This is a genomic window from Dysgonomonas sp. ZJ709 (assembly GCF_011039195.1).
Taxonomy (GTDB): Bacteria; Bacteroidota; Bacteroidia; order Bacteroidales; family Dysgonomonadaceae; genus Dysgonomonas.
In genome coordinates this window covers 127,357-154,025 of sequence record NZ_JAAKEM010000002.1, presented here as the reverse complement: position 1 = coordinate 154,025, position 26,669 = coordinate 127,357, and the positions used below count along the sequence as shown (strand labels likewise).

General features: G+C 38.8%; 15 protein-coding genes. 4 read left to right on the top strand and 11 right to left on the bottom strand.

The window, feature by feature from the left end:
• Window positions 1-26 precede the first annotated feature (26 nt).
• The 3 genes from ftsZ to G7Y56_RS02850 all read left to right on the top strand — a co-directional run bounded on the left by ftsZ (window position 27) and on the right by G7Y56_RS02850 (window position 3,901).
• Entirely contained in the window at window positions 27-1,325 is a 1,299-nt protein-coding gene (gene ftsZ, locus G7Y56_RS02860; protein ID WP_165040927.1) for a cell division protein FtsZ, read from the top strand.
• A 38-nt stretch (window positions 1,326-1,363) separates the two neighbouring features.
• Window positions 1,364-1,816: a GatB/YqeY domain-containing protein gene (locus G7Y56_RS02855; RefSeq protein ID WP_165040924.1), complete on the top strand. Its 453-nt coding sequence runs from the start codon at window positions 1,364-1,366 to the stop codon at window positions 1,814-1,816.
• 126 nt (window positions 1,817-1,942) lie between these two features.
• Complete coding sequence (locus G7Y56_RS02850; RefSeq protein ID WP_165040922.1) at window positions 1,943-3,901, top strand: TlpA disulfide reductase family protein; 1,959 nt, start codon at window positions 1,943-1,945, stop codon at window positions 3,899-3,901.
• Window positions 3,902-3,919: 18 nt separating this feature from the next.
• On the opposite strand, the gene mutL is transcribed toward G7Y56_RS02850, so the two are convergent.
• From mutL to guaB, 6 genes are all read right to left on the bottom strand, one after another.
• Window positions 3,920-5,758: a DNA mismatch repair endonuclease MutL gene (gene mutL, locus G7Y56_RS02845; RefSeq protein WP_165040920.1), complete on the bottom strand. Its 1,839-nt coding sequence runs from the start codon at window positions 5,756-5,758 to the stop codon at window positions 3,920-3,922.
• A gap of 39 nt (window positions 5,759-5,797) precedes the next feature.
• Window positions 5,798-7,702, bottom strand: a complete 1,905-nt coding sequence (locus G7Y56_RS02840; RefSeq protein WP_255498622.1) for an OstA-like protein — start codon at window positions 7,700-7,702, stop codon at window positions 5,798-5,800.
• Between the two features lie 26 nt (window positions 7,703-7,728).
• Window positions 7,729-9,099, bottom strand: coding sequence for a peptidylprolyl isomerase (locus G7Y56_RS02835; protein WP_165040918.1), 1,371 nt, complete (start codon window positions 9,097-9,099; stop codon window positions 7,729-7,731).
• 78 nt (window positions 9,100-9,177) lie between these two features.
• Window positions 9,178-10,044, bottom strand: a complete 867-nt coding sequence (locus G7Y56_RS02830) for a peptidyl-prolyl cis-trans isomerase (RefSeq protein ID WP_165040916.1) — start codon at window positions 10,042-10,044, stop codon at window positions 9,178-9,180.
• Window positions 10,041-12,050 carry a peptidylprolyl isomerase gene (locus G7Y56_RS02825; RefSeq protein WP_165040914.1) on the bottom strand — a complete coding sequence of 670 codons (2,010 nt, stop codon included), beginning with the start codon at window positions 12,048-12,050 and terminating at the stop codon, window positions 10,041-10,043. Before G7Y56_RS02825 ends, G7Y56_RS02830 begins: the two co-directional genes overlap by 4 nt.
• Before the next feature lie 186 nt (window positions 12,051-12,236).
• The gene (gene guaB, locus G7Y56_RS02820; protein ID WP_165025562.1) at window positions 12,237-13,712 is read right to left on the bottom strand and encodes an IMP dehydrogenase; all 1,476 of its coding nucleotides are present in this window, start codon (window positions 13,710-13,712) and stop codon (window positions 12,237-12,239) included.
• A gap of 322 nt (window positions 13,713-14,034) precedes the next feature.
• Between guaB and G7Y56_RS02815 the strand changes: the two genes are divergently transcribed.
• Window positions 14,035-15,816, top strand: a complete 1,782-nt coding sequence (locus G7Y56_RS02815) for a glycoside hydrolase domain-containing protein (RefSeq protein ID WP_255498621.1) — start codon at window positions 14,035-14,037, stop codon at window positions 15,814-15,816.
• A 54-nt stretch (window positions 15,817-15,870) separates the two neighbouring features.
• On the opposite strand, the gene G7Y56_RS02810 is transcribed toward G7Y56_RS02815, so the two are convergent.
• From G7Y56_RS02810 to G7Y56_RS02790, 5 genes are all read right to left on the bottom strand, one after another.
• Window positions 15,871-18,789 carry a cation-translocating P-type ATPase gene (locus G7Y56_RS02810; protein ID WP_165040912.1) on the bottom strand — a complete coding sequence of 973 codons (2,919 nt, stop codon included), beginning with the start codon at window positions 18,787-18,789 and terminating at the stop codon, window positions 15,871-15,873.
• 216 nt (window positions 18,790-19,005) lie between these two features.
• Entirely contained in the window at window positions 19,006-19,731 is a 726-nt protein-coding gene (locus G7Y56_RS02805; protein ID WP_370457668.1) for a GntR family transcriptional regulator, read from the bottom strand.
• A 102-nt stretch (window positions 19,732-19,833) separates the two neighbouring features.
• Window positions 19,834-22,188 carry a GH92 family glycosyl hydrolase gene (locus tag G7Y56_RS02800; RefSeq protein ID WP_165040910.1) on the bottom strand — a complete coding sequence of 785 codons (2,355 nt, stop codon included), beginning with the start codon at window positions 22,186-22,188 and terminating at the stop codon, window positions 19,834-19,836.
• Between the two features lie 125 nt (window positions 22,189-22,313).
• Window positions 22,314-23,486 (bottom strand): sugar MFS transporter, encoded by a 1,173-nt coding sequence (locus G7Y56_RS02795; protein WP_165040908.1) that lies wholly within the window; start codon window positions 23,484-23,486, stop codon window positions 22,314-22,316.
• A gap of 28 nt (window positions 23,487-23,514) precedes the next feature.
• Window positions 23,515-26,643, bottom strand: a complete 3,129-nt coding sequence (locus tag G7Y56_RS02790; protein ID WP_165040906.1) for a GH92 family glycosyl hydrolase — start codon at window positions 26,641-26,643, stop codon at window positions 23,515-23,517.
• Window positions 26,644-26,669: the final 26 nt, after the last annotated feature.

Below are 26,669 nucleotides of genomic sequence, written 5' to 3'. Positions count from 1 at the left end.
TAATACAAAATAAACATCCTTAAAATATGGACGATAAAATATTAGACTTCCAGTTTCCACGTAGAACTCAAACAATTATAAAAGTAATTGGTGTGGGTGGAGGTGGCGGCAATGCCGTAAACCATATGTACAACGAAGGGATACATGATGTATCGTTTGCACTTTGTAATACCGACAATCAAGCCCTTTGCGAATCTCCTGTCGAAACACGTGTTCAATTAGGAAAACGTACCACCGAAGGTCTGGGCGCGGGTAACCGCCCCGAAGTTGCAGCAGCTGCTGCGTTGGAAAGCAAAGAAGACATTGAACGCTTGCTGAACGATGGTACGCGAATGGCTTTTATCACTGCCGGTATGGGTGGCGGAACAGGTACAGGCGCTGCACCAACTGTAGCTCGTATTGCCAAAGATATGGGCATACTAACGGTAGGCATAGTAACTATTCCGTTTGTATTCGAAGGACGTAAAAAGATTATACAAGCACTGAAAGGTGTTGAAGAAATAGCAAAGAATGTAGATGCACTTCTCGTTATTAATAATGAGCGATTGATAGACATTTATGCAGACCTGACTATCCCTAATGCTTTTGCTAAGGCCGATGACACATTGACTATTGCAGCAAAGGGTATTGCAGAGATCATTACCGTTCACGGACATATCAATCTCGACTTTGCAGATGTGAAAACTATCCTCAAAGACGGAGGTGTAGCCATCATGAGTAGCGGATTCGGTGAAGGTGAAAACAGAGTAGAAGATGCCATACGCAACGCTCTGCATTCTCCATTATTGAATAACAATGACGTATTTGCAGCAAAGAAAATATTATTCAATATTTATTCGGGCGAACAAAATCCGCTTATTGTGGAAGAAATGGAAGCTGTTGCAAATTTCATGAAGCAGTTTGGTCCGGAGATAGAAGTAATCTGGGGTACTGCCACCGAAAAAAATCTTGGAGAAGGAGTAAAGATTACCCTACTTGCCACAGGATTTGGAATGTCGAGCATTCCCGGCATTGACGATCATTTGCGAGAACTTACCGAAGAGGAAGAGCGTGAGGAAGAAGAACGTTTTATGCAGGAAGAAGACGAGAAGCGCCGTATCAATGCTATGATAGAACAACATTATGGTAAAGATGGCGTGAAAACAATGGATGTAAAGACTTCATTCTTTACACCAAAACCGATTGTTCTTTCGAGTGAAGAGCTTGATGACGATAAAATTGTCGAAGCAATAGAAAATACCCCTGTATTTAAACGCGACGATAATTTCAATCCAAGCGAATATAAAGCAGATACTAAACATTCGACAGGGTTATTCGGTGAGTGAAAATAAAGTAATATAATATAAGACTTAAAAATAGAACCATGAACTTATTCGATCAGGTAAGCGAAGACATTAAAGATGCAATGCGTGCAAAAGACAAAATCAGCTTAGAAGCATTGCGTGGTATAAAAAAAGAATTCCTCGAAGCTAAAACAGCTAAAGGAGCAAATGACGAATTGTCTGACGAAGCAGCAATCCAGATCATACAGAAGATGGCTAAGCAACGTCGTGATAGTGCTGAAATATACAATGAGCAATCCCGTCCCGAATTAGCCGAAAAAGAATTAGCCGAACTGGCTGTTCTGGAAAAATATCTTCCGAAGCAATTGTCTCAAGACGAATTAGACGCTAAGATTGCCGAAATCATTGCACAAACAGGAGCCTTATCTCCTGCCGATATGGGCAAGGTTATGGGTGTTGCTACAAAAGCGTTAGCTGGGGTAGCTGCAGGCAAGATGATTTCGGAAACAGTGAAGAAGTTATTGAGCAAATAAAATTGACTTTAAGATATACTATAGTCGAAGCAGAGATAAATATCTCTGCTTTTTTTATAAATTTCAGGGAAATATAGGTTAAGTTGTTAAAATTGTTACATTTGTGTAAACCTAATAACTACAAGTATGAAAAATATCCAATTGCTACTTTCTACGATGATAGCCATGTTGGTTAGCCTCGCTTTGCAGGCTCAAACCAAAGTTATAGAACGCCCTGCCTTCGATATCTGGAATTCGACGGCACTCGAAATTGACAAAATAGAAGTCAGTGACACTGCTACGGTTTTTTATATAGATGCATTTTACCCCCCGAATAGTTGGATTAGGATTGATTCGGAAACATATATAAGGGAAGATGGAAAAAATGATAAACTGAAAATTGTAAAATCAGAAGGTATAGATCTAAATACTGAATTTACCATGCCCGAATCGGGAGAAACTTCTTTCAAACTCACATTCCCACCAATAGACAAAAATACAACTAAGATTGACTTTATCGAAAGCGACTGTGATGTTTGTTTCAAAATATGGGGGATTTATTTGAATGGAGACAAACCTACTCCGATCCAACTTCCTGATTCAGAAGCAAAAACTACTCAAACAGAAGCTAATTTACCTACTCCTGTAATAAAGAAAGGTATTGCAAGATTATCAGGCAAGATATTCGGAAATATACCTGCTGAACTGCTTGCTACTCCACTAAAACTTTATTCTACGAATATAATTACCGGAGAATATCCTGAATACGAAATACCTATTGATAAAAATGGAGAATTTAAACTGGAAATCCCTGTCGCCGGATTCACGATTGCCCGCCTCTATTCGCCGCTGTATTCAGGAAACATTTATCTTCTTCCTGACGAAGAGTTTAAACTATACATCAATCCACAAGCTAAAAGCAGACAAGAGTCACGCTACCAAAAGAAATCAGAAGAATCAGCATCATCGAGCCTCACAATCAACAAATTGAGTCTATCAACAACAGATCTGGACGGTTTGGATAGAAAATACAGTATGATTGACCATACAAAGTTATTAGATGATATTTATAACCTAAGTCCCGAAGCATATAAAGAATATTTATTAAAAAAGACGAATGAAAATATTGCAGCGCTGGAAGAAGACCCAACTCTTTCTGATAACATGCGACAAATAATTATTTACGACACTAAATTATTTATGCTTCAGGAGTTGTTATCATATACGCGGAGACTAAAACTAGCATATCTAGTCAAAAATAAAATGGATTATAGCGAATATGACAAAATGGACTATAAACCGCAAGAATTGGATAAATCATATTATACATTCCTGAATGATTTCAACCTGAACGATGCTTATTATTTATATTCCGGAGCATATCCGTATACAATTTCCGAAATATATACTCTTGATATATTCAATATTCCAAAAGAAAAAACATCTATGGCTGGGTGGCTGTCGGAGGTCGGAAATGAACTGAAAGATTATATAGGAAGCGACAACGGCCTTTTTTATGAAATGGTAGCTCTAAATGAATATAGAAAGCAAATAAGCGAACTAAAACCGTTAACTGCTGATCAGAAAGCAGAGATCGGAAAAATATTCTCAAATCAAACAGTTATAGACGAACTAATTATCGAAAACGACAAAAGCGTAGAGCTTATAGCCCAAAATAGTAAAATGGTAGGTGTCAATGTACATGAAACCCCCGATGTTGCAGACGATAAAGTATTTGATACGATCTTAGAAAAATATAAAGGTAAAGTGGTTTTTGTCGATTTTTGGGCTACATGGTGCGGACCTTGCCGATCGGCTATGAAAACAGCGAAACCGGTAAAGAGCGAGTTTGAAGGAAAAGATGTAGTATTTCTATATTTAACAAACTACTCATCACCTATGAAAACGTGGCAACAAATGATTCCTGATATACATGGAGATCATTATCGAGTAAACGATAAAATATGGGATTCGTGGAGCAAGCAATATGGGATTCAGGGAATACCTGCCTATTTCATATATGACAGAGAAGGAAAGCAGACACAAAAAAGCGTCGGGTTCATGGGTATTGAGAATATGAGGAAATGGATACTGGAAAGTTTATAAAATAATATCAGGATGCTACTATCGAAACATTTTATCGATAGTAGCATCTTCTAACATAGAAATTATTGTTCGCCCATCAGGCGTATGCTTATGCGCAGGAGAGGCAAATAAATGGTCTACTATTTTACCCATTTCTTCACCCTCCATTCTATGACCATACGAAATAGCCGCGGCATTTGCCATCGAAAGAGCTAGTGTTTCGCGTATTTCGTCTTTTACATCACTGCCGCTATCCACACTCTTGGATATCATGCCATGAACAAGCTGCACAGCGTCCACATTCGTAATTTCAGATGGAACACCGTTAATTGCATAGGCGTTATTTCCTAAATGGCTTAAATCGAATCCTACAGCCTCAAGGTCATCCATCAGATAGGGAATCATTGCTGCTTCGGATGGTGACAGCTCTATTATCTCAGGAAACAGTGTCCGCTGTGATATACCTTTTTTCTGTTGAATCTGATTCAGAAATTGATCGAACAATATACGAATATGTGCCCTATGCTGATCGATAAGCATTAATCCCGATTTGACAGATGTAAGAATATATCTGTTCTTGTATTGATAATGCACTACCATTTCTTGCAGAATCTCACTTCCGTTTATCTCCTTGGATTCCGGTTGAAATAAATCGGTTGTAGTATCAGGCAGTACAGAATCAACTTCTGATTCTTTCTCAAAACCCTCATAAAACTTCTCCCAGTCCAGATTCGGACGCTTGTATCCACTACCCCCACCCGACGATGGCGATTTAAATGGATTATAAGATGGATTTACATTTACACGCGGTTGCTCTACAAACTTAGACGGGTCATGGATCGGAATATCGATAGCACCATCCGTATCGAAATCGATAGTAGGAACTTCATTGAACTTACCCAATGCTTCTTTTACGGCTGCAGAGAGTATTTGCCAGATAGGTTGTTCATTTTCGAATTTAATTTCGGTCTTGGTAGGATGTATATTTACATCGATAGTACTTGGATCTACTTCAAGATATATGAAATAATTGGGATTCTCTCCCGATGGAATTAACGGATCGAAGGCATTAGTCACAGCCTTATTAAAATATGGATGACGCATATATCGCCCATTAACAAAGAAATATTGTAAAGCACGGGTTTTTCGAGCCGATTCGGGTTTACCGATAAATCCATATATTTTAGCTAATGTGGTATCAACATCAATTGAGATCAGCTGCTGATTAAAATTCTTTCCTATTACATTAACAATCCGTTGACGTAGACCACAAGCAGGATAGCGAAGCATTTCTACATCATTATCTACAAAAGAGAATTCTATATCGGGATGAACAAGGACAATACGTTCCAATTCCGTGAGAATATTTCTTCGTTCCGTATCATTCGATTTTAAAAACTTACGGCGGGCAGGAACATTAAAAAAGATATTCTTTACAGATAAATTACTTCCCGAAGAGCAAGCCACAGTCTCCTGTAATTCTACTTTCGATCCCGATATTTGCAGCAAAGTACCAACCTCATCGTCCTTCTGCTTAGTTCTTAGTTCAACTTGGGCAATTGCGGCAATAGAAGGAAGTGCTTCTCCACGAAAACCCATGGTACGAAGAGCAAACAAATCATCAGCCACTCTAATCTTAGAAGTAGCATGGCGCTCGAAAGCCATACGGGCATCAGTTCCCGACATTCCCTTTCCGTTATCTATTACCTGAACGAGAGTACGCCCTGCATCTTTAATAATAAGTTGTATACTGTCAGCCCCTGCATCAATAGAATTCTCGACCAACTCTTTCACAACAGAAGCCGGTCGTTGAATAACCTCTCCTGCGGCAATCTGATTGGCTATAGAGTCGGGTAAAAGATGTATTATATCGCTCATGTGGGTATTTTAATTTGGATGAGAAGAGATGCTTCTCAATTATTCTTCCCTATCGAAAACAGCCGATCGCTTTGGTCGCACATCAGTTGCCTTCTTAGATACTTTTCTGAATATATCGTCTTTATCTAAAGGCCGCAGATAGTCGTACCAGTAGAAATCTTTGAGCCGCCGCTGATCTGATGCAACCATCTCTAATGGAGTCATTTTACCGACGGGCGTAGGCCAGACTTTTAGTTTCTCCATTTTTCCATCGTTCATAAAAATTTCGAGATAACTGCCTTCGAGCCAATTGAGTCCAATCATAGCACCGTCTTTTTCCTGCGGATAAAATATAGACTCTGCATTTCCCTCTACAAATATGCGTCTAAGCTTTTTCCCTTCGAAAAATGCTTTGAGGGAACGTCCTTTCAATTGATTATAATTTAAAGAATCTTTCTTTTCGATCGAAAAACTATATCTTTTCACATGAATATAGTCTATCGTACTATCATTCATATACACAACAATCGTATCGCCCGACAGTTGATTTTGCTCATTCCATAATACAGGATCCCGATAGAGGTATAATACCGAGTCTTTCGAATTGAATTGCATAGAATCACAAACACCCTGCATATCAGATCGATAGAAACGAACTCCATGATATGCCTTTATCTCCCTATAATCTACTTTTATAGAATCAGATTTGTCTGGCACGCGAGGAGGAAGAGAAGGCAAACGACGAGCTAAAGCTGTCGAATCGGGAGATATGCTATCGAAAGCCGGTTGCATATCTGTATGGATAGAATCCATTTTTATGAGATCGGTATTAACAGAATCTGTTTGTATTGAATCTGCTTTTACAGAAGGAGCAAGGGTCGAATCAATAGGTGTCTCCCTTAGCTTCATCTCGCTCACAGTGATAAGCTTCAATGTATCGGCATGTATATACAGACTATCTCCTTGAGAATAGTCGATGGCAAAGGCCGAGTCGGTAGCCATTGCATAATTGGTACGTTCGTTATAGAACCCATAATGCCCCCTAAGGATAAAATGTTTCGTAGTGTCTTGCAAAAACATATTGCCAAACACTTCGCCATAACCTTCGGCTTTATTGTAGAAAATAGAGTCACCTCGTAGATACTGATTACCCTCTTTATTCACGACCGTAGACTGATTAAGCAACATAGATTTATCAGTCACTGTGTTATACCAGCCTCTACTTGTATATATGGTTCCACTATCGGATAAGATAGTAGAAGGACTCAATATAGTAGCAATCTTAGTTCCTGTATTATATTTCAATGTATCCGAATAGAGCTTGAAATTAGGATTTAGCAATATTACACTATCGATAAAAGTAGCCATTTTCAAATCGGGTTCGTATTGCCCCCAATAAGAAGTCAATTCGTTAAGCGAATCCACAAGCATTCCACCATCAAAGTAATAACCTAAATTCTGTAAACGATCATAGTTCAGACTATCTGTAAAGAGAGTTACATTTTGAGGCACATTTTCGAGACGAACATTCTCGCGTACCATAACCAACTTTGTATTTCCGTCATAATACATATAATTACCATACAGAAATATTGTATCCCCTTGTTCCATTCGAACATTACTGAATGCCTCGAAAGAATTTAATTTCTCATCATAATGAGCACTATCGCAATACAGATATGCACCGTCATGATAGAAAACAACACTATCGATCAGCACCTGATAATCGAAACCTTGCGCCTTAGTCACAGACTCGGCAGACTCTAACTTGATAAGTTTAGGTGCTGCTTTTGTCGGCTCTTTCTTCTGAGGGGTTTGTGGTTTCTGAGGTACTTGCGTCACAGAATAATCTACCCCCGAATAAAATAGCGTTTGAGCAGAGGCATAAATAGCAAGCAGGCATAGTATACTGACCAGCGGTATTCTATGCCTTTGCTTTATGTATTGTATAAATTGATTAAACACCTAATCGTTTATAATTTAATCTCTTATTATTTAATCCACCCTTCATATTGAAAATCACAGTTCACCCAATCCTTATCAATAGATACATACGTTCCTTTGATTTTAGCCTGCATCCATTTCTTCAATATTTCTTGCTGTTTCTTATCTTCTACTATTCCTTTTAAAGATTGGTAATCGTCCGAGACATTCGCAATATGACCATCTACTTTTTCTTTCAGTTTAACAATTGCAACAACATCTTTACCATTATCCTGTGTCATTTTAAAAGGTGCCGAAATTTCACCGACTTTCATTGTATTAACTACTTTACCCACTTCGGCAGGAAGTTCTTCCATCGTAAAACGAGGTGTTCCATAGTTTGAACTTTCCTGCTTACGGTTTACCATCAGACCATTATTCTTACGAGTTTCCTTATCCGAAGAAAGTGAAGCTGCTTCGTCGAAAGAATATTTATTACTTCTGATTTCTGTAGCCAGTGTGTCCATTACAGCCATTGTTTTTTCCATATCTGCAGCCGGCACTTGAGGACGAAGCAAAATATGACGGAAGTTAGCTCTATCTCCTCTACGCTCTATCAGCTGAATAATATGAAATCCATATTCAGTTTCAACAATATTTGATATTTTCTTAGGGTCATTAAGTGAGAATGCAACATTAGAAAACTCGGTCAATAATTGTGCACGTCCCATAAAACCTAGTTCACCACCTGCCGGTGCGGAACCTTTATCATCGGAGTACATAATCGCCATAGTGGCAAAACTTGTTTCACCTGAGTTTATACGATTTGTGAATTCTCTTAACCGTTCTTTTATCTTATCCGTTTCGGTCAAAGGAATCTTCGGTTCAAATGTAATAATCTGTGCCTCCACAGTTGTTGGCACATAAGGCAAACTATCTTGCGAGAGTTGGCTATAATACCTACGAACCTCCGATGGAGTCAGTGTATTCTTTTTACCTATTATATTTTTCTGTGCTTCCTGCACCAAATAGTTATTTCTAATCTGCTCGCGCCACTCTTCCCGTAATTCGGTCATAGGTGATCCCAAATATTCTTCGGCTTTTTCTTTTGAACCTAAGTTTGCAATTACATTATTTTCATAACGTGTTACACTTCTTGCTATTTCAGATGGAGGTGCCTCTATACTATCGGCTTTCGCCTGATCTAAAAACAATTTTTGAACAGCTAACTGTTCTGGTATCAAGCAGTAAGGATCTCCTTCGATACGCTCCCCACGGGCTTGCATTTCCATACGGGCTTTCTCTACATCCGATTTCAGGATGGCTTCATCTCCTACTACCCAAATTATTTGATCGATAACATTATCCTGAGCCTTAGCTACAAAGCTCACACTCAACAATATAGTTAGAATAATTAGTTTTCCGGCACTTTTTATCATTTCATCTGTTTATTAAAATCGCGTAAATATAGTGATAATGTATTACTTTTCTCTTAACGATAAAAAAGAAGTTATAGTCTATTTGTCATAAAACTTTATTTCATTATTCGATATCGCTTTATCATACAAGTCTTTTTGTATTTCTTCCAAATAGCTGGCACGCCTTTTTTCTTTGAATATATCCGACAATTGTCCCTTTATATATTCGTAAGGAGCTTCACTTCCTGTTAACTTATATTCTTTGATATTGAGCAAGTATACAAAAGAAGAATCACTGACCTCAATACTTTTATTTGTTTTAAGAAATTGCTCCCTATCGGTAACAAGAAGAGGTATATTATCCATAACATCGTCGAAACTAACCCATCTATCGTAAAAATACTCATAATTCACAGCATTCTGCAATGTATTTTTTTCGATATTTTCGATAGCTGCATCTGTTGTTTGTTTATACCATTTCTTAAAGTTATTCAATTGAGGCGACCCCGCAGGTATTTTAAGATAGAGACCTTTTATTATACTACCTTCAAGTTTGAACATTTCTTTATTTTCCTCATAGTAAGCTTTCAGCTCGCTATCGGAACTTATTCTGGAAAAGCGCTCCTTGAACAATTGTTCCTGATAAGAATTTGTTATCAGTGATTTGCGATAGTCTTCAACCAACTCATCTATTGTTGCTTTATTCAGAATATTTTGCTTAGCCTTATCATACATCAACTGATCATTAACCCATGTCTTGATATACGCCTGTGCTGTAGCTGCACTATCCTCTGCCGATAGTTTTTTAGGTAAGGCATCGTCGAGATCGGCCTTATACAATGTATTGTTTTGAACAGTCACAATAGGTTGCTTACTGGCATCGACATCTCCTATACCCGACTGCTTACAAGAGTAGGCAATAAAGAAAATGAATATTATTGTTATATAAATTCTGTTTTTAGTCATCTTATTGTTTTTAAAACAGATTGATCAATATCTACCTTATATTTTTCACGAAGATACGTATTCCACTTCGATTCTAATAGAACTTGATAATCTGATTCGACCAGATTCCTCACATCTTCGAATGTTTCGGGCGAATTAATTTTCTTTCCCACCACAATAAAGAATGGATAACCTTTACGCAAGGTAGGTTCTACATCCCCGAATACTTTATTATCGACAAATGGATTGTCTCCCTTAGCCCACAAACCGGGTTCTAGCAGGGCAACTACCGAATCGTTATTTAATGTAGCGCTAATTTTCTGTGCCAATTCACCTGTATTTTTATATTTGCCAGCTAAAACTTTTACTTGATTCAAGACTGATTCGTCTTTACAGTAAACGACTAAACCCTTATACTTAGCGGCATCCCATTTATATTTTGCTTTATGTTCATTGAAATATTTCGCCAAGCCGATTTCGTCTGTTTCTGACTTTTCCCAAATATTGCGATTTTTCACTCCAAATAATAAAAGTCCATCTGAATAATCAGTCATTAAATTAGCAAATTCAGGAGATCGTTCGTCCAATATAGAATCAGCATACGCAGAAACAGCCAAAGATGAATACACACCGAATAGGTCTTTTAACTTATCGGTAGAGAGATTAAAGTTTACGAACTGCATTGTTTGAATCATATCCAATTCTAAATCCTTCTTAGCTTCCTCTACACCAATCTTAGACGCAAGATATTCTGCAAAATCCGTAACCATATATTTTCTATCTCCTTCTATCGTAAAAAGAAGTTCATTCTGGTTTGTTATTTCACGAATGAATAATGGGTCAAGGGGTTCAAATCTATTTGCAATATTATCCAACTCATTATATGCAGATGGGTTAACTACTAAGTTATATTTTTCTGCCTGTCGTTTTTGCCACATCTGTGTATGATATTCAGATCTTTCTCCATACATTATTTTATGTCGAAGTCCTTTTTCAACCACAGACAATGGGGGTATCGATATTTTATCTTTCAACCGTATTATATGATAGCCATAATCTGTCATTACCGGTTTGCTCATATCACCGACATTCTCCAGAGCGAATGCTGCAGTAATAAAACTGGATGGTAATTGTGCATTTAAATCGTAGGCTCCAAAATCACAACCAGATATTCCTGTTTGATTCACATCATTGTATGCCTGACATAATTTATCAAAATCTGATGATGTTTTTAATGTTTTATATACTTTATCTACAACCTTACCCACACTATCTATCTGCTGTTTTGTGGGAGGTATATGAGAGAAATTGAACGCCACCTGCTCAAGAAAAACTTTTCCTCGCGCAGGTCGCTTACCCAAAACCTGTATTATATGATATCCCCTGTTCGAACGGATAGGCATACTTATTTCGCCAACAGGTAGCGAATAGATTGCATCTTCAACAGGCATGGGCATTGTAAAAGGCGTAGTCCAACCCAAGTAACCGTTTTGCGCTACTCTATCCATTACAATACTTGTCGTCTTTGTATTATCGATGAGACCATCACCCGAAAATCCGTTCTTGAGTAATTTATTTCTAAGGTTTACAGCTTCATTATATAGAGCAAGTGTATCAGCAGGAAATATATTTTGTTTATCAAATGGCAACAGCACATGATTTATTTCAACATCTTCAAGCACCCGATCATAAATCATCCTCACAACCCTGCCTTCTGTTACAGTATCTTTTAAATAAGAGCCCGACAATTGTATTCTGTAAGAAGAATAATCGCGTTTATAACTCGCAGTTGTATCCATTTTTTGAGCCTTAGCCTCCTCAACATTAAGTCTAAAATCGATAAAGGAATCGAGATAAGACTCCAGACTCTCCTGCTCTCTTTCGAGGCTGTTATAATATGATCGCTCGACTTCGGATTTATAAATAGGTTTACCATTTATGGTAATAGCAACCGGATCATTCTGTTGTGCAGAACTATTCAAGCTAATAAATACTATAATGAGTGATAAAAACAACTTTTGTTTCATTTTATTCAAAGCCTTATACCTGTTTAGTTTGTTCGATGAGTAGCACTATTATTAATGACTGGTACCCAATGGGCAAAGATACAAGAAATATAGGTTGGTAAAGTTTTAAAATATTGTAAAATAAAAAACTCTGCACACATTTTATCCATGTATGCAGAGTTTTAAGATATATTTTATCCGAAAAGCTTACTCTCCCCTACTGTAGTTAGGAGCCTCGCTTGTTATAGATACATCATGAGGATGACTTTCGGCCACTCCGGCATTAGTTATACGTGTAAATTTGGCACTGTGCAATGCTTCGATATCTTTAGCACCACAATATCCCATACCGGCACGTAATCCACCGACCATTTGATAAACAACTTCGAACAATGTTCCTTTAAATGGAACACGAGCTGCAATACCTTCGGGAACGAGCTTCTTAATATCGGCTTCCATATCTTGGAAATAACGGTCTTTGGATCCTTTTTCCATAGCTTCCAACGAACCCATACCACGATATGATTTAAACTTACGTCCGTTGAAAATAATAGTTTCGCCCGGAGACTCTTCGACTCCTGCCAACAATGAACCCATCATCACCGATGATCCTCCTGCTGCCAATGCTTTTACAATATCTCCCGAATAACGCAATCCGCCATCGGCTATCAAAGGAACTCCTGTACCTTTCAATGCTTTTGCCACATCGTAAATAGCGGTCAATTGAGGAACACCAACACCTGCAACAACGCGTGTAGTACAAATAGAACCGGGTCCGATACCTACTTTCACACCGTCTGCACCTGCATCTGCAAGATATTTAGCAGCTTCGCCGGTAGCAACATTACCTACCACTACATCTATATCCGAATATTGTTGTTTTACTTTTTTCAGCATTTCGACTACACCATGCGAATGCCCGTGAGCCGTATCTATCACAATTGCATCAACTCCCGCTTCTACCAAAGCAGCTACTCTGATCATTGTATCGTGAGTTACACCAACACCCGCAGCCACACGTAGGCGACCTTGTGCATCTTTGCATGCAAATGGTTTATCTTTAGCTTTTGTAATATCTTTATAGGTAACTAACCCTACAAGCTTATAGTCTCCATCTACAACAGGAAGCTTTTCAATCTTGTAGTGCTGAAGCGTATCTGCTGCCGATTCGAGATCTGTAGATTGACGGGTAGTAATAAGATTTTCCTTCGTCATCACATCATCGATCAACTCATTCATATTACGACGGAAACGCAGGTCGCGGTTCGTCACAATACCAACCAGAACATTATCTTTGTCGACAACAGGTATACCTCCGATTTTATATTCGGCCATCAAGGCTAAAGCCTCACCGACTGTTTTATCACGAAGGATACTTACAGGATTTGAAATCATACCATTTTCGGCACGTTTCACAAATCGAACCTGTCTGGCCTGTTCTTCTATCGGCATATTTTTGTGGATAACACCAATACCTCCTTCACGCGCAATAGCAATAGCCAACTTAGCCTCGGTAACAGTGTCCATAGCTGCCGAAACGATTGGGATATTTAATTTGATATTGCGTGAGAAATTTGTGGATAAATCCACTTCGCGGGGAAGAACTTCTGAATAAGCGGGGATTAACAATACATCATCGAATGTCAATCCGTCCATAACGACTTTATCTGCAATAAAAGACATAAAAAGAGCTTTTAAATTTTATTGCATGCAAAAATACATATTTTTAGCGAATCCAAGCACATGAATAGGTGAAAAAATAATTAAAAGTAAGAGAAATAACAATAATAATTTGAAACGAATTAATATGGCGGTGTAATACTTTTTTAAACAACGACTATTCACTACATTTATAACCTTTTAAGGTCAAAGACCTATTTATTTGTCCATCCGGATATAACAATGAGTGGTAGTTATAACATCAAAATGTGACATTAAATATATTCTATTTGTTTATTGAGATATAGCATACAAAGACACACTATAAAACCAATATTTTATAACTATGAAAAATTACCTGACTTTGGTAAGGAGCCTTATCGCCCTGACCATCTTTTGTGGAGTACTGATAAGTTGTGAACAGAAAAGGCCATTAAAGACTTGCGAGACATTCGCCGAAATGGAAGATCCGACATCCGACACACTATCAGACTGGAGTCAATCGCTCCCCGGACTGAATGCTTCTTTTGTTAGCATAGACACAAAATATCCTAAATCGGTGATGCCGCAACCCGAAAAAAATCAATCGTGTAAACTGACAGGATGGAAAGGCGAAAAGCTCTCCGGCCAACTGTTGCTATGGAGTGCCAAAAATATACAACAGGTAGAATGCGAGTTCGGCGACTTTAAATCATCAGACGGAACAGTTCTTTCCAATATAGCACAAGCCCGGTTTGTACGTTATGTAATGACAGATATATTTGAGCCCGGCTGTGGTTATCGTAAACCTGAAGATTTTCCGGCATCACTGACTGCTGACATGCTCGATAATCTTGAATGCTTCAACATAGATGCGAAGACTGCACGCCCTGTATGGCTCACTGTAAGTATTCCTCAGTCCGCTAAAGCAGGAATATACACAGGTAAACTGAAGGTCTATGCCAGAGATCAGAAAACACAAGAATTTGAAATCAGCCTTGAAGTACAAGACCGCACGCTGCCTACACCATCCGAATGGGCTTATCATTTGGATTTGTGGCAACATCCGTCAGCGGTAGCACGTGTTCAGAATCTGAAAGTGTGGAGTGACGAACATTTCGAAGCGTTAAAACCTCTGATGAAAATGCTCGCTGATGCAGGTCAAAAAGTGATTACTGCAAATATAAATAAAGAACCTTGGAACAATCAATGTTTCGACCCTTATGCAGATATGATTACATGGACTAAAAATGCAGATGGAACATGGTCTTACGACTATACTATATTTGACAGATGGGTACAAATGATGATGGATATAGGGATCAATAAGATGATAAACTGTTATTCGATGATTCCTTGGAATAACGAGATTCACTATACTGATGCTGTCTCTGGAAAGGTAATAGATGTAAAAGCTGATCCCGGCACAAAAATATTTGTCGACATGTGGACTCCATTCTTAACCGATTTCACAAAACACCTGAAAGAAAAGAAATGGTTAGAAATAACAAATATAGCTATGGACGAGCGCTCTCCCGAATCGATGAAGGCTACAGTAGAACTTCTGCAAAAAGTATCTCCTGAATTGGGCATATCATTGGCTGATAATCATCAGAGTTATAAAAAATATCCGTTCATCAAAGATATGTGTGTAGCAGCTGGAGCGAAAGTCGATTCTGCCGATATAACTATGCGCAGAGAAAAAGGGCTTATAACCACTTACTATGTTTGCTGCTCTGACAAATTTCCGAATGTGTTTACATGCTCCGACCCTGCGGAGGCAGTCTATGCCAGCTGGTACGCTATTGCAGCCGACTACGACGGCTTTCTGCGCTGGGCATATAATTCGTGGGTGGAAAATCCATTGACAGATTCACGCTTCAGAACATGGCCCGGAGGTGATACATATATAGTATATCCTGATGCTCGTAGCTCTATTCGTTTCGAACGTCTGATAGAAGGCATACAGGATTTTGAAAAGATTCGTATGCTACGACAAGACCTTGAGAAAGCAAATACAACAGAATCGTTAAGTAAATTGGATAAACTCAACACCGAGGTTGCAAAATTCAATACAATAGAACCTAAAGAACCCTATGTTGATATGCTCAACAAAGCGAAGACAATGATCAATGAATTATCGCGATAAATAAGAAAGAGCCGCTGGAATTCCAGCGGCTCTTTCTTATTATATTCGTAGCAATCATTTCTTTTGGATCAATCTTACGATTTCGCCTATCCATAAAACAAAAGACGTTCCTCCTATTATTATCAGCCAATCCTGTATTGTTAGTGGCATTGTACGGAACACATCGCCACCGAATGTCACAATAAGAATTTGCCCTATAAGTATGATTAATGCAACCAATTCAAAGCCCAAGCTTTTATTCATTCCGGCTAAAGCCGATTTGCCTGTAGCATACGCCTTGGCATTAAACATATTCCAGAATTGAAGCAACACGAATACGGTAAAGAAATACGATAAGAAATAACGCTCTCTATCCTCCGGAGCTATATAATGAAATACTGTATTCAAATGCTCGGGTGTTGCAAAATAATACATCATACTCAATAGTAAAACGACAAACAATATACCTACTATAAATATGCGTTTTGCAATTGGCGGTGTAACAATAAAATCGCTATTCTTACGCGGCTTCACATTCATTACATTAGGATCAGGAGGTAATGAAGCTAATGCTCCTGCGGCAAAAGTATCCATTATCAAATTTACCCAAAGCATCTGTGTAACGGTTAATGGCAGATCATGACCGAATATAGAGCCAAGGAAAACAATTAACAGAGCAGCTACATTTATTGTCAACTGGAACAGGATGAAACGCTGAATATTCTGATAAAGCGAACGCCCCCACATCACAGCAGTAGCAATACTACTAAACGAGTCGTCCAACAACGTAATATCACTCGCTTCTTTTGCTACCGATGTACCCGAGCCCATAGATAGCCCAACATCGGCATAATTAAGGGCTGGTGCATCATTTGTTCCATCACCGGTAACAGCGACAACTTCTCCCCTCTTTTTCAAAAGATTCACCAATCGTTGCTTATCCGTAGGACGGGCACGGCACATTATCTTTAAATCTTTTACCCGATCATAAGCCTCGTCGTCTGATAAAGCCTCAAAATCGATACCAGCTATTATATTCAGATCAGTATCCGATTCGTCTTGCCATATACCGATCTGACGACCTATCTCTTTGGCTGTACCATACGTATCGCCTGTTACAATCTTCACTGCAATACCTGCATTCAAACAACGATCCACAGCCTCAGGCACATCCGAACGAACTGGGTCTGAGATAGCTGCAATACCTAAGAAGACAAGATTGTCTCCGATAAGCTCATCAACGGTGCTATTTCCATTATCATCTACTATTTTATAAGCAAAGCCCAAAGTACGCATTGCCTGATTCTGATATTGAAGCAACTGCTCATTTACCGCATCAACGTAGCCATCAATAGAAACTTGCCCTTCTTCCGTTAATACAGTTTCACTCTTAGCTAAAATAACTTCGGGTGCACCTTTCACATAAAGTATTTTTTTCTTTAGAAACGGAGAATTAGCATAAGTTGCCATATACTTACGTTCGGTAGAAAACGGCAATTGATCTATTACATCTACTTTATCACGTATATTCGTATACTTAATCTTATTGCTGTTCAGCCATAGTAATAAAGCACCTTCGGTAGGATTACCCAGAGCGGTTACTTTATGGGCAACAGAATAATCGAGATACGCAGTAGAATTGGCAGACATATTTTCGACAACTAATTTACTGGCAACATCATCTGTCAATATTTGATCTTTTAATCCATAAAAGTTCGTATTATAAACCTGCATCTGATTCTGTGTAAGAGTTCCCGTTTTATCGGTACAGATAACCGTTGCTGCTCCCATTGTTTCGCACGCATGCATTTTACGCACCAGATTATTCATCTTCAGCATTCTGCGCATACTAAGCGCCAGACTCAGTGTAACACTCATCGGCAGACCTTCGGGTACAGCTACTACGACCAGAGTAACGGCAATCATAAAGTATTGCAGAATCTCGCCTGCAACGTCTGTATCAACCCAAGAATTATGATCGAGAGGATCTACGCCAAAAAGATAACTGATAGCAGCGACTACGCCGAAAGACAGAAAACCTAAAGCTATCCATCTTAACCAGCCTCCTTTTTCTATACTCTTAGGTAACGCTTTCTTTTTACCTGCTAATTCGAATGCATCGTATACAATAGGTACCCATACTTTAGACAGGGCTATAACAGCACCCATAATAGCAGCACCCAATAGCGACAACTGGGTAAATGTCAGAACTTTCTCAGTGTCTAAGATTATATTTTTTATAAAAAGGACGGAAAAGGTTAGCATTGCTAATGACAGACCTATTACTCCGATAAATTGAGCCAGTTTTTCTAATTGCTTATTCAATGGTGTCTGACCTTCGACCTTCTCCGTAGATTTCTCTGCTACTTTTCCAAATTCAGTTGCATCACCTACTTTTGTTACTTGAAAGATTCCATGCCCGTTAATAGCTTTAGTACCTCTCAGCACCCAATTAGAAGGATAAGTAACACCTTCTTCGAAATGATCGGGATTTGTTGTTTTATCAATGCTCAACTCTCCGGTTAGACAAGACTCGTCTATCTGAAGTGAAACAGCCTCAAGCAGTTCACCATCGGCAGCGACTTCATTCCCTATTTCGAGCAATACAATATCGCCCACTACAACATCTTTCTTCGGAACCTGACATACATTGCCGTTACGCATCAGCATCACGAGTTCTTCGTCATTCACTTGGTTAAGAACATCAAATTTTTTGCTTGCATCGCGTTCGAACCAAAAGGCAACACCTGTAGCCAAAAGGATAGCACAGAATATCCCTACTGTTTCGGCATATTCATTATGAATAAAAGATATACCCAAAGATAGAAATGCGGCTATAAGCAGCACACGTATAATCGGGTCTTTGAATTTTTCCAAGAAAAGCTTCCATAAGGGTTCTTTCTTTGGTGGTGTAAGGAGATTCACTCCATATTTTTTCCTGCTCTCTTTTACCTGAGCATCCGTAAGTCCTGAATAATGTTTTTTCTCTTCCATTTTTGGATTTTGAGGTCACAGACCTAATTATTAGTTTAATAAGTAAATACCTACTTTAGTTGTAACAGCTAATTGTAAACACTAAAAGCGCACTTATTGTTGAATATTGTCAACAATAAGAATCGACAAAATTACAATTATTCGGGTAACTCAATAAAATAAAAGAAGAACTTAACCATTTCTTAGCAAGTTCTTCTTTATATTTTTTAGGCCTATTTATTCCTTCCTCTCAGATTCCACTGTATAAACGAAACTGTCGGCACGATAATAACCAACATTCCATTCTACTGCCCGACCTCCCGGATCGTAAACGAAACGTTTCCTTTTCAAGATAGGCTCGCCTTGTTTCAATCCTAATTTATCGGCAAGAAAGCGGTCGGCAAGCATAGCGCTCACCTGTTCTTTCGAGAGCTTGGCTATGACATTGTATTCTTTGAGTATATCATAAAGCATTCTCGAAAAATCCTCAGTTTCTTTTAATCCGATGCGAGGATTGAAATAAGAAACAAAGTAAACAAATGGATTATCCAGGCTACCTCTCAAACGTTCAAGCTTCATAACCTTAGTTTCACCAGTAATATGAAAAAAATTGCATAGATCTTCATCAGGATGAATCCAGCTGACATGCAGATCGTAATTTTTCACCTCAAGACCCATCATCTTCATCTCCTGCGAAAAACTAAGCCAATTATTAGCATTAGAAGTAATAGCCGTATTGGCAACTACTGTTCCAACCCCTTTCTTCCGAATCAACAAACCATCATAGACTAATTTGTTGATAGCCTGACGCAATGTACTTCGCGAAATGCCAAGCTGTTGAGAAAGATCGACTTCGTTAGGAAGCATTTTTCCACTCTTATACTCGGGTTTCAAAATTTCCTTTCTTATCTGATTCTCAATCTGGATATATAAAGGAACAGGACTGTTGTAATCTAATACTATTTTCATTCTTTCTCCTCCTATTTTTCTAAATCACTAAAAGAGATTCAGAAACCATAACCTTCAATAAATAAAGGCTCCGGATTAATGGTGACACTATGTCTGTTATTTGTTTTTCACATACAACTTAGTCTTACCGGGTTCGGAGATAGAAGGAGCCACAGAATCATCCGCAGTACCCCATGATTCGTTTGGCTTATTGCCCAACACGAATTTAATCTCTGCACCGTTTCTTATATCGTTATATGTGATATATGTTTTATTATATTCTTTTCCATTAAGATACATCGCTTGGATATACACGTTTTCTTTACTGTAATTCTCAGTTGTCATTAGTACTTTATTACCGTTTTCCAACGTCATTTCTACTGATTCCAAGCCCGGCGATCCGATAGCATATATATTGCTTGACGGACATGTAGGATAGAAGCCCATCGAGTTGAAAATATACCAAGCCGACATTTGTCCGCAATCGTCATTACCACTCAACGATTCGGGAGTATTTCCGTATAAGTTATCTAATACATAACGAATCTTCTCCTGACCTTTCCACGGTTGTTTCACGTAATTGTACAAATAAAGAATCTGATGACAAGGCTCATTACCATGCCAGTAAGCACCTATGCGCCCTTGAATATCGTGAGCACCCGGAATATCTTCGGGAAGCACCATCGTAAACATCGAATCTAAACGCTGTGTAAAAATCTGATTGCCACCCATTTCGTTGATGTATCCCTGAACATCTTGCGGCACATACCATGTATATTGATATGTAAATCCTTCGGTAATATCTCCCCAGCCATGTATCGATCCCGGTCCTGTGTAAGCAATCGGGTCGAATGGTGTACGCCAGTTGCCTTCAGAATCGCGACCGCGCATAAATTTAGATTCGGGATCTATAATATTCTGATATGATAACGCACGATTCAGGAAATAATTATAATCATCTTCTTTTCCCAGTTTTTTAGCTGCCATGGCGATACAATAATCGTCGTAAGCATATTCCAAGGTTTTCGATACGGATTCAGGCTCTTTATCGAAAGGTACCCATCCTATTGTTCTATATTCGGGTAAACGGTCATAATTAGGATTCATGGCTGTCGTTTTCATTGCTTCGTAAGCACGCTCGTAGTTAAAGCCTTGTATATCTTTAACAATAGCATCAGCAATAACAGATACGGCATGGTAGCCAATCATGCACCATGTCTCATTTCCATAGAACGACCAGATAGGCAACATACTTTCCACACTTTGATCGTAATGTGCCAGCATCGAATTAATCATATCGGCATTACGAGACGGATTAATCAGATTAAGTAAAGGGTGATGAGCTCTATATGTATCCCAAAGAGAAAACACAGTATAATTTGTAAAATTTTCAGAAGTATGAATATTTGAATCGTGACCTCTGTATTTTTTATCTAAATCTTCGTAAATAAACGGATGAAGCGAAGCATGGTAAACAGATGTATAGAAAGTTTCCATTTGCTCTTTAGTGCCCTTCACCTTGAACTTACTCAGCTCTTTAGCCCATGCCAGTTCTCCTTTTTCTTTTAGTGTACCGAAGTTTTCATTTTTCAGTTCTTTCATATTCCCGAAAGCCCCCGCTGTTCCAGTAGACGAAATAGCGACTTTAACTTCTATTTCTGCACCATCTTTAGCATCGAAATCCATCCATGCCATCAGTTTAGTGCCATAAGCTACACGGTCGCTACGGAAACGTTTTGTATTATAAATTACAGGTTTGCCATCTTGCATAATACCTGAATTGAGGAACGGTTTAGAAAAAGTTGCCGCAAAATAGACATAGCGCTCAGGACCCCAACCATTCACCAGTTTGAAACCGCAAATAGTCGAATCATTTTCTATTCTCACTTGCGACCATGTTGTTTTAAACATCAACACATGCTCAAGATCAATCATAACAAAAGCACTGTCTGTCTTAGGAAATGTAAATTTGAAGATACCGGAGTGTTCGCCTGATGTCATTTCGGCTTTTACACCATAATCCAATAAGTCTACTCCATAATAGTTAGGAGAAGCCCATTCTTGATCGTGACTGTAACGTGAACGATAGCCATCATCCGGTTTGTCATGTGTTCCCGGTTCAAATTTCTTAGTACCTGTTCCCGGTATGAATAAGAAGTCACCAAGATCGGGAATACCTGTTCCACTCAAATGAGTGAGACTGAATCCCAATATTGTCATGTGATTATATTTATAACCCGATGCTGCATCGTAGTAATCTCTATCTGTATCGGGACTGATCTGTATACCGCCAAAAGGTAATTGAGTACCCGGATATACGTTACCAAAGCCCGATGTTCCTACAAAGGGATTAACATAGGCATTGAGTGACAAGTCAGCCGACTTTTCTTCAAAAACTTCCTTGTTTTTACAAGAAAAAAAGAGTAGAGTAGTTAAAACTAAAAATGCAATTTGGAGTAACCTTTTGTTCATAGTTGTTTTTAAATTTGAAATAAAGACAATTATATCTTTCACAAAAAGCGGGAGTAATAGTAATCTACCACTTTCCCCGCTTATCTTGTGTAAAAATAAACAATAAAATCTAAAAATTGCAACGTTTACTCTTTAACCTTAATCTTTATTCCATATGCACAATAAAGTAAGTAGATCATACATATTGTGATAATTAGCAACGAACCTCTCTGGCTACCGAATGCATCTGCACAAATACCCATAATAGGTGGGATAATTGCGCCACCGGCCACACCGGTAATCATCAATCCCGATACCTCATTCGCTTTCTTTGGATAATGTTGCATAGCCATCGAATATATAACAGCAAATATACTGGAAGATGCAAATGCGATGAGACAGACCATAGCCAGTATGAATGGTTGTGAATCGGCGACAAACAATCCGCACATTGCAAACAAAGCAATTATCATATTTATACGAAAGTATGCTTTCTCAGGTACTTTACTTAATAAGAATGCGCCAATAAGTGTACCTATGGTACGTGCTGCAAAATACCAACTTGTGCCATAACCCGCTGCTTCTTTTTCCATACCTAAACGTTCGATCAAAAGTTTAGGTGTTGCAATATTCATCCCTACATCGAGACCAACGATCGCAAGTATTCCAAAAAACAGAAGTAAAATCTTCTTATCGCCAAGTAATGCCAACGTCTGACCAAGTGTAGATGGTTTTTCCTCCGATTTTTCTTCATCTATCTTTATAAAGAATAACCATACAGTCGAAACCAAGGTTACCCCTGCAAAAATAGGGAACATCATCTCCCAACTACCTAAATGCAAAGAGCATGCCCCGGCAATAATAGGCCCAAGAAAAGAAGAAATTGCTTTGATAAACTGACCGGCAGTTAGGCTGCTCGTTAATTTATCTCCTTTTACCACATTCGTCAATAACGGATTCAGCGATACCTGAAGTATTGTATTACCTATCCCCAACAGAGCAAATGCGAGATAGCAAGTCACTTCACTAAAATCTATTACAGGAAGAATCATTCCCATAAAAGTAAACAGCATACTGATCAGCACCGTATTCTTACGCCCTATCTTATTCGTTAACAATGCCGTAGGAACTGACAAAATAAAGAACCAGATAAATACCATCGAAGGTAAAAAGCCCGCTTGCGTTTCCGTCCATCCGAAGTGTTCCTTCGCGTAAGTTACCGAGACTCCGATCAAGTCGCAGAACCCCATGATGAAGAATCCGAAAAGAACAGGCAGTACTTTAGCGTACGATATTTTCTGTGTTTGTTGTATTTCCATAGTATTAGATTTGAATCTTATTATTAGATTATTTAGCTATTCCCCAATTCTTGTTTGGCTCTGCTCCCATTTGTAATTCGAGAATACCACCATTCAATAAATCCTTTGCAGGAAATTTGAATGAATTTAATGTCTCGCCATTCAGTTTGGCAGATTGGATATACTTATTGTTGCGTGAAGCATCTTTTGCTTTTATTACAAACTGTTTTCCACGTCCAAATCTTTCACCCAGATCAATTACTGTTTCTTCGAATAATGGGCTGGCTATCTCGTATACAGGCTCTACGTTTGTACCTCCATCAGTTTGAAACAAGCCAATGGCAGCCATTATAAACCAGGCGCTCATCTGACCTTGATCTTCGTCTCCCAAATAAGCATTTGCAAAATCGTGACCATAGTAACGATCCATAATAGAGCGACTCCAACGCTGTGTTTGCCAAGGTTGATCTACCCAGTTAAACAAGAATGCAAAGTGCATGGATTGCTGATTACCTTGCACTACCGGGAAATCCCAATATTGGTCGCCCGGTGCATTGTAACGCCAAGGCTCACTTGCTTCGAATCCCCAAGTCAAGCGGTCTATAAAGTTTTTCTTGCCAATTACATCCGCTAATGCGGGAACATCTTGCGGAATAAAGAACGTTAACTGCCACGCATTACCTTCTACATAATGATGATTGGCTCCCGATTTGAACGGATCGAAATCTTTCACCCAATTACCATCGCTATTGCGCAAACGGGCATAACCTGTCTCCGGATCAATCGCATTTCGCCACCAGCTACCTCTATCGACAAATACTTTATAATCTGCATCTTTACCCAATGCTTTAGCTAATTGAGAAACAGTCCAGTCGTCGAACGAATATTCCAATGTATTAGAAAAACGTCCTTTGTCGGCAGGCACAAATTTATATTTAAGATAGACTTCCAAATCTCTGTTTCCGGCAAATCCGCCGCCTACGCTTTGAGGTAATGTTGTCTGCATTTTTTTCACCGCTTCGAACATCTTCTCTGCATCATAATTGCGGATTCCCATTTGATATGTACTAACCAGCAATGGGATTTCATGCTCACCTACCATTACAGGAATATACTCCATACCCGCAGGACCTTTAGCCAACCAGCCATTAGCATCGTACATCGCCAATTGAGATTTAACCCAACGGGACGACCATTCGGGCGTTACCAGATTCCAAAGTTGATTCAGATTCCAGAATGTATTCCAAAATGCATCACAACCTAAAGCAACAGCATCAGGATCAGTAAACTTTTGTATTTTCTCCGTAGCATCCACCCATCTGCCATCTACATCGCTAAATGTATTACGGCAATAGGCACGATACATATTTGTATAGAAACGCATCTTTTCGCGCTGATCATTACTTTTTACCGATATTCTAGTCAGAAGATCATTCCATACATTGCGCTGATTATTGCGGACTGCTTCGAAATCCCATCCGAACGGATCGGCAACTTCTTCTTTTAGATTCTTTCTCGCTCCATCTAAATCGACATACGAAATAGCTGCGCGTGATTGAACAACAGAATTGGTACGTGTATCAAATTCTACATATGAACCTACACGCTCAGGATTTTGAGCGATTATCGGTTGATTTTCGGTTAGTTTATCGTTAATCCATCCTCCGAACTTCTTAATATCCTGATCGAATTCGATTACAAAAAATACGATGTAATCCTGATCAGCATCTTCAGACCAAACATTTTTAGATTGTTGTTTACTAAATCCTTCTACTTTACGAGGTCCAACCTGACGAATTTCCGCTTCCAGAATATTGAAATTGTATTCGCATGGTATCTGCAAATCAATCATTATACGAGAATCGGTAGCTTTAGGATACGTATAGCGTTGAAAACTACAACGGTTTGTAGCAGTGAGTTCTGCTTTTATTTTAGAATCGATCAGATCAACTTTATAATAACCTACAGGTGCTTCTTCTGTCGTTTTATCGAATGCCGAACGGTAACCATCGTTTTTCACGAGGCTCGACTGATCTCCTATCTTTGTTTTCAATGGTCCGTTAGTAGGCATTATACCTAATCCGCCCATTGTCCACTCATGAATATGGCTGAATGTACCAATACTTTCGAATGAAGGATCATACCCCGCTTGCCATCCCGCTTTTTGATTGTCAGGACTTAGCTTCACCATACTAAATGGCATCCATGGACCGGGAGCGATCATCCAACGTGAATGCGCTGTTCCCATACGTGTATCTATATAATCGGCAGGAGTTATTGCTCTTTGAGGAGCTCGCTGAACGGTACCACTTTCGATAGGGCGTTTATCTATCAAAACAACGTATTTGCTATCTGTTTTCGATTTAACAGCAGGCATAGGAGCTTCAAGAATGTAGCGCCCTTTCTCCAGTTTTTGTTCTAGAATACTTTTACCATCCAATAGCACACTTACAGTAGGGTTTCCTTCAAGATGTTCTATATCGATCAATAAGGGTTGAGCTTTCACATCCGTTAATTCATAATCAGCAGTTTTTATACTGCGAACATAAGCCGAGTTGTCCACTGCTTGCACTTTTGCGTTAGCAGGTCCTTCCAAGCGTATATCATCAAATGTCAGCCAAGAGCCTTCTAAATTTGTTAGAGTGATTTCATTTCCGCCTTTACGAATAAGATCGGCAGGAAGCGGAATTTCGATCGTATGATTCAGATGCTTATCCGATTTTCCAATCAAAGCTGCTTCACCGTTTCCTTTAGGCAATGCATATTTCCACGATTTACCATTTACCCCTACTCTAAACAATGGCGGTTTTTGGTCACTTGTATCAAGAATATCAATAACTAGTTTCCAATCTCCTTTCGTTGCATTCTCCATTCTAAATAGAATATTTAATACATGGGTACGAATACCGGCTGTACCACTTGTTCCACCCCATTTATCATCAGGTCCGGGTAAAACATAAGGCCAGTCTTTAGCCGGAGTCGATTTGCCGATAAGGAAAAAACGATCTTCCCAACCGAAATCATGAGCCAAGAAGTCTTTATAGGCGTCGGGAGATAAGGTAAATTCGTTCGAACTACCGTCTTTTACTCCCATTTGCCAAACAACATTCGATTTCTGTGCATAGCACATCTGTATGGTAAATGCGAAAAGAAGCAAACTAAGTTTTATGATTTTCATGATAAATACACATTTAGTACAATTAT

What these genes read in the sequence shown, in the direction of transcription:
- G7Y56_RS02855 (WP_165040924.1), top strand. Translation starts at nt 1,364, where the DNA reads ATGAACTTATTCGATCAGGTAAGCGAAGACATTAAAGATGCAATGCGT.
- G7Y56_RS02830 (WP_165040916.1), bottom strand. Translation starts at nt 10,044, where the DNA reads ATGACTAAAAACAGAATTTATATAACAATAATATTCATTTTCTTTATT.
- G7Y56_RS02800 (WP_165040910.1), bottom strand. Translation starts at nt 22,188, where the DNA reads ATGAACAAAAGGTTACTCCAAATTGCATTTTTAGTTTTAACTACTCTA.
- G7Y56_RS02850 (WP_165040922.1), top strand. Translation starts at nt 1,943, where the DNA reads ATGAAAAATATCCAATTGCTACTTTCTACGATGATAGCCATGTTGGTT.
- mutL (WP_165040920.1), bottom strand. Translation starts at nt 5,758, where the DNA reads ATGAGCGATATAATACATCTTTTACCCGACTCTATAGCCAATCAGATT.
- G7Y56_RS02810 (WP_165040912.1), bottom strand. Translation starts at nt 18,789, where the DNA reads ATGGAAGAGAAAAAACATTATTCAGGACTTACGGATGCTCAGGTAAAA.
- G7Y56_RS02790 (WP_165040906.1), bottom strand. Translation starts at nt 26,643, where the DNA reads ATGAAAATCATAAAACTTAGTTTGCTTCTTTTCGCATTTACCATACAG.
- G7Y56_RS02835 (WP_165040918.1), bottom strand. Translation starts at nt 9,099, where the DNA reads ATGATAAAAAGTGCCGGAAAACTAATTATTCTAACTATATTGTTGAGT.
- guaB (WP_165025562.1), bottom strand. Translation starts at nt 13,712, where the DNA reads ATGTCTTTTATTGCAGATAAAGTCGTTATGGACGGATTGACATTCGAT.
- ftsZ (WP_165040927.1), top strand. Translation starts at nt 27, where the DNA reads ATGGACGATAAAATATTAGACTTCCAGTTTCCACGTAGAACTCAAACA.
- G7Y56_RS02815 (WP_255498621.1), top strand. Translation starts at nt 14,035, where the DNA reads ATGAAAAATTACCTGACTTTGGTAAGGAGCCTTATCGCCCTGACCATC.
- G7Y56_RS02825 (WP_165040914.1), bottom strand. Translation starts at nt 12,050, where the DNA reads ATGAAACAAAAGTTGTTTTTATCACTCATTATAGTATTTATTAGCTTG.
- G7Y56_RS02795 (WP_165040908.1), bottom strand. Translation starts at nt 23,486, where the DNA reads ATGGAAATACAACAAACACAGAAAATATCGTACGCTAAAGTACTGCCT.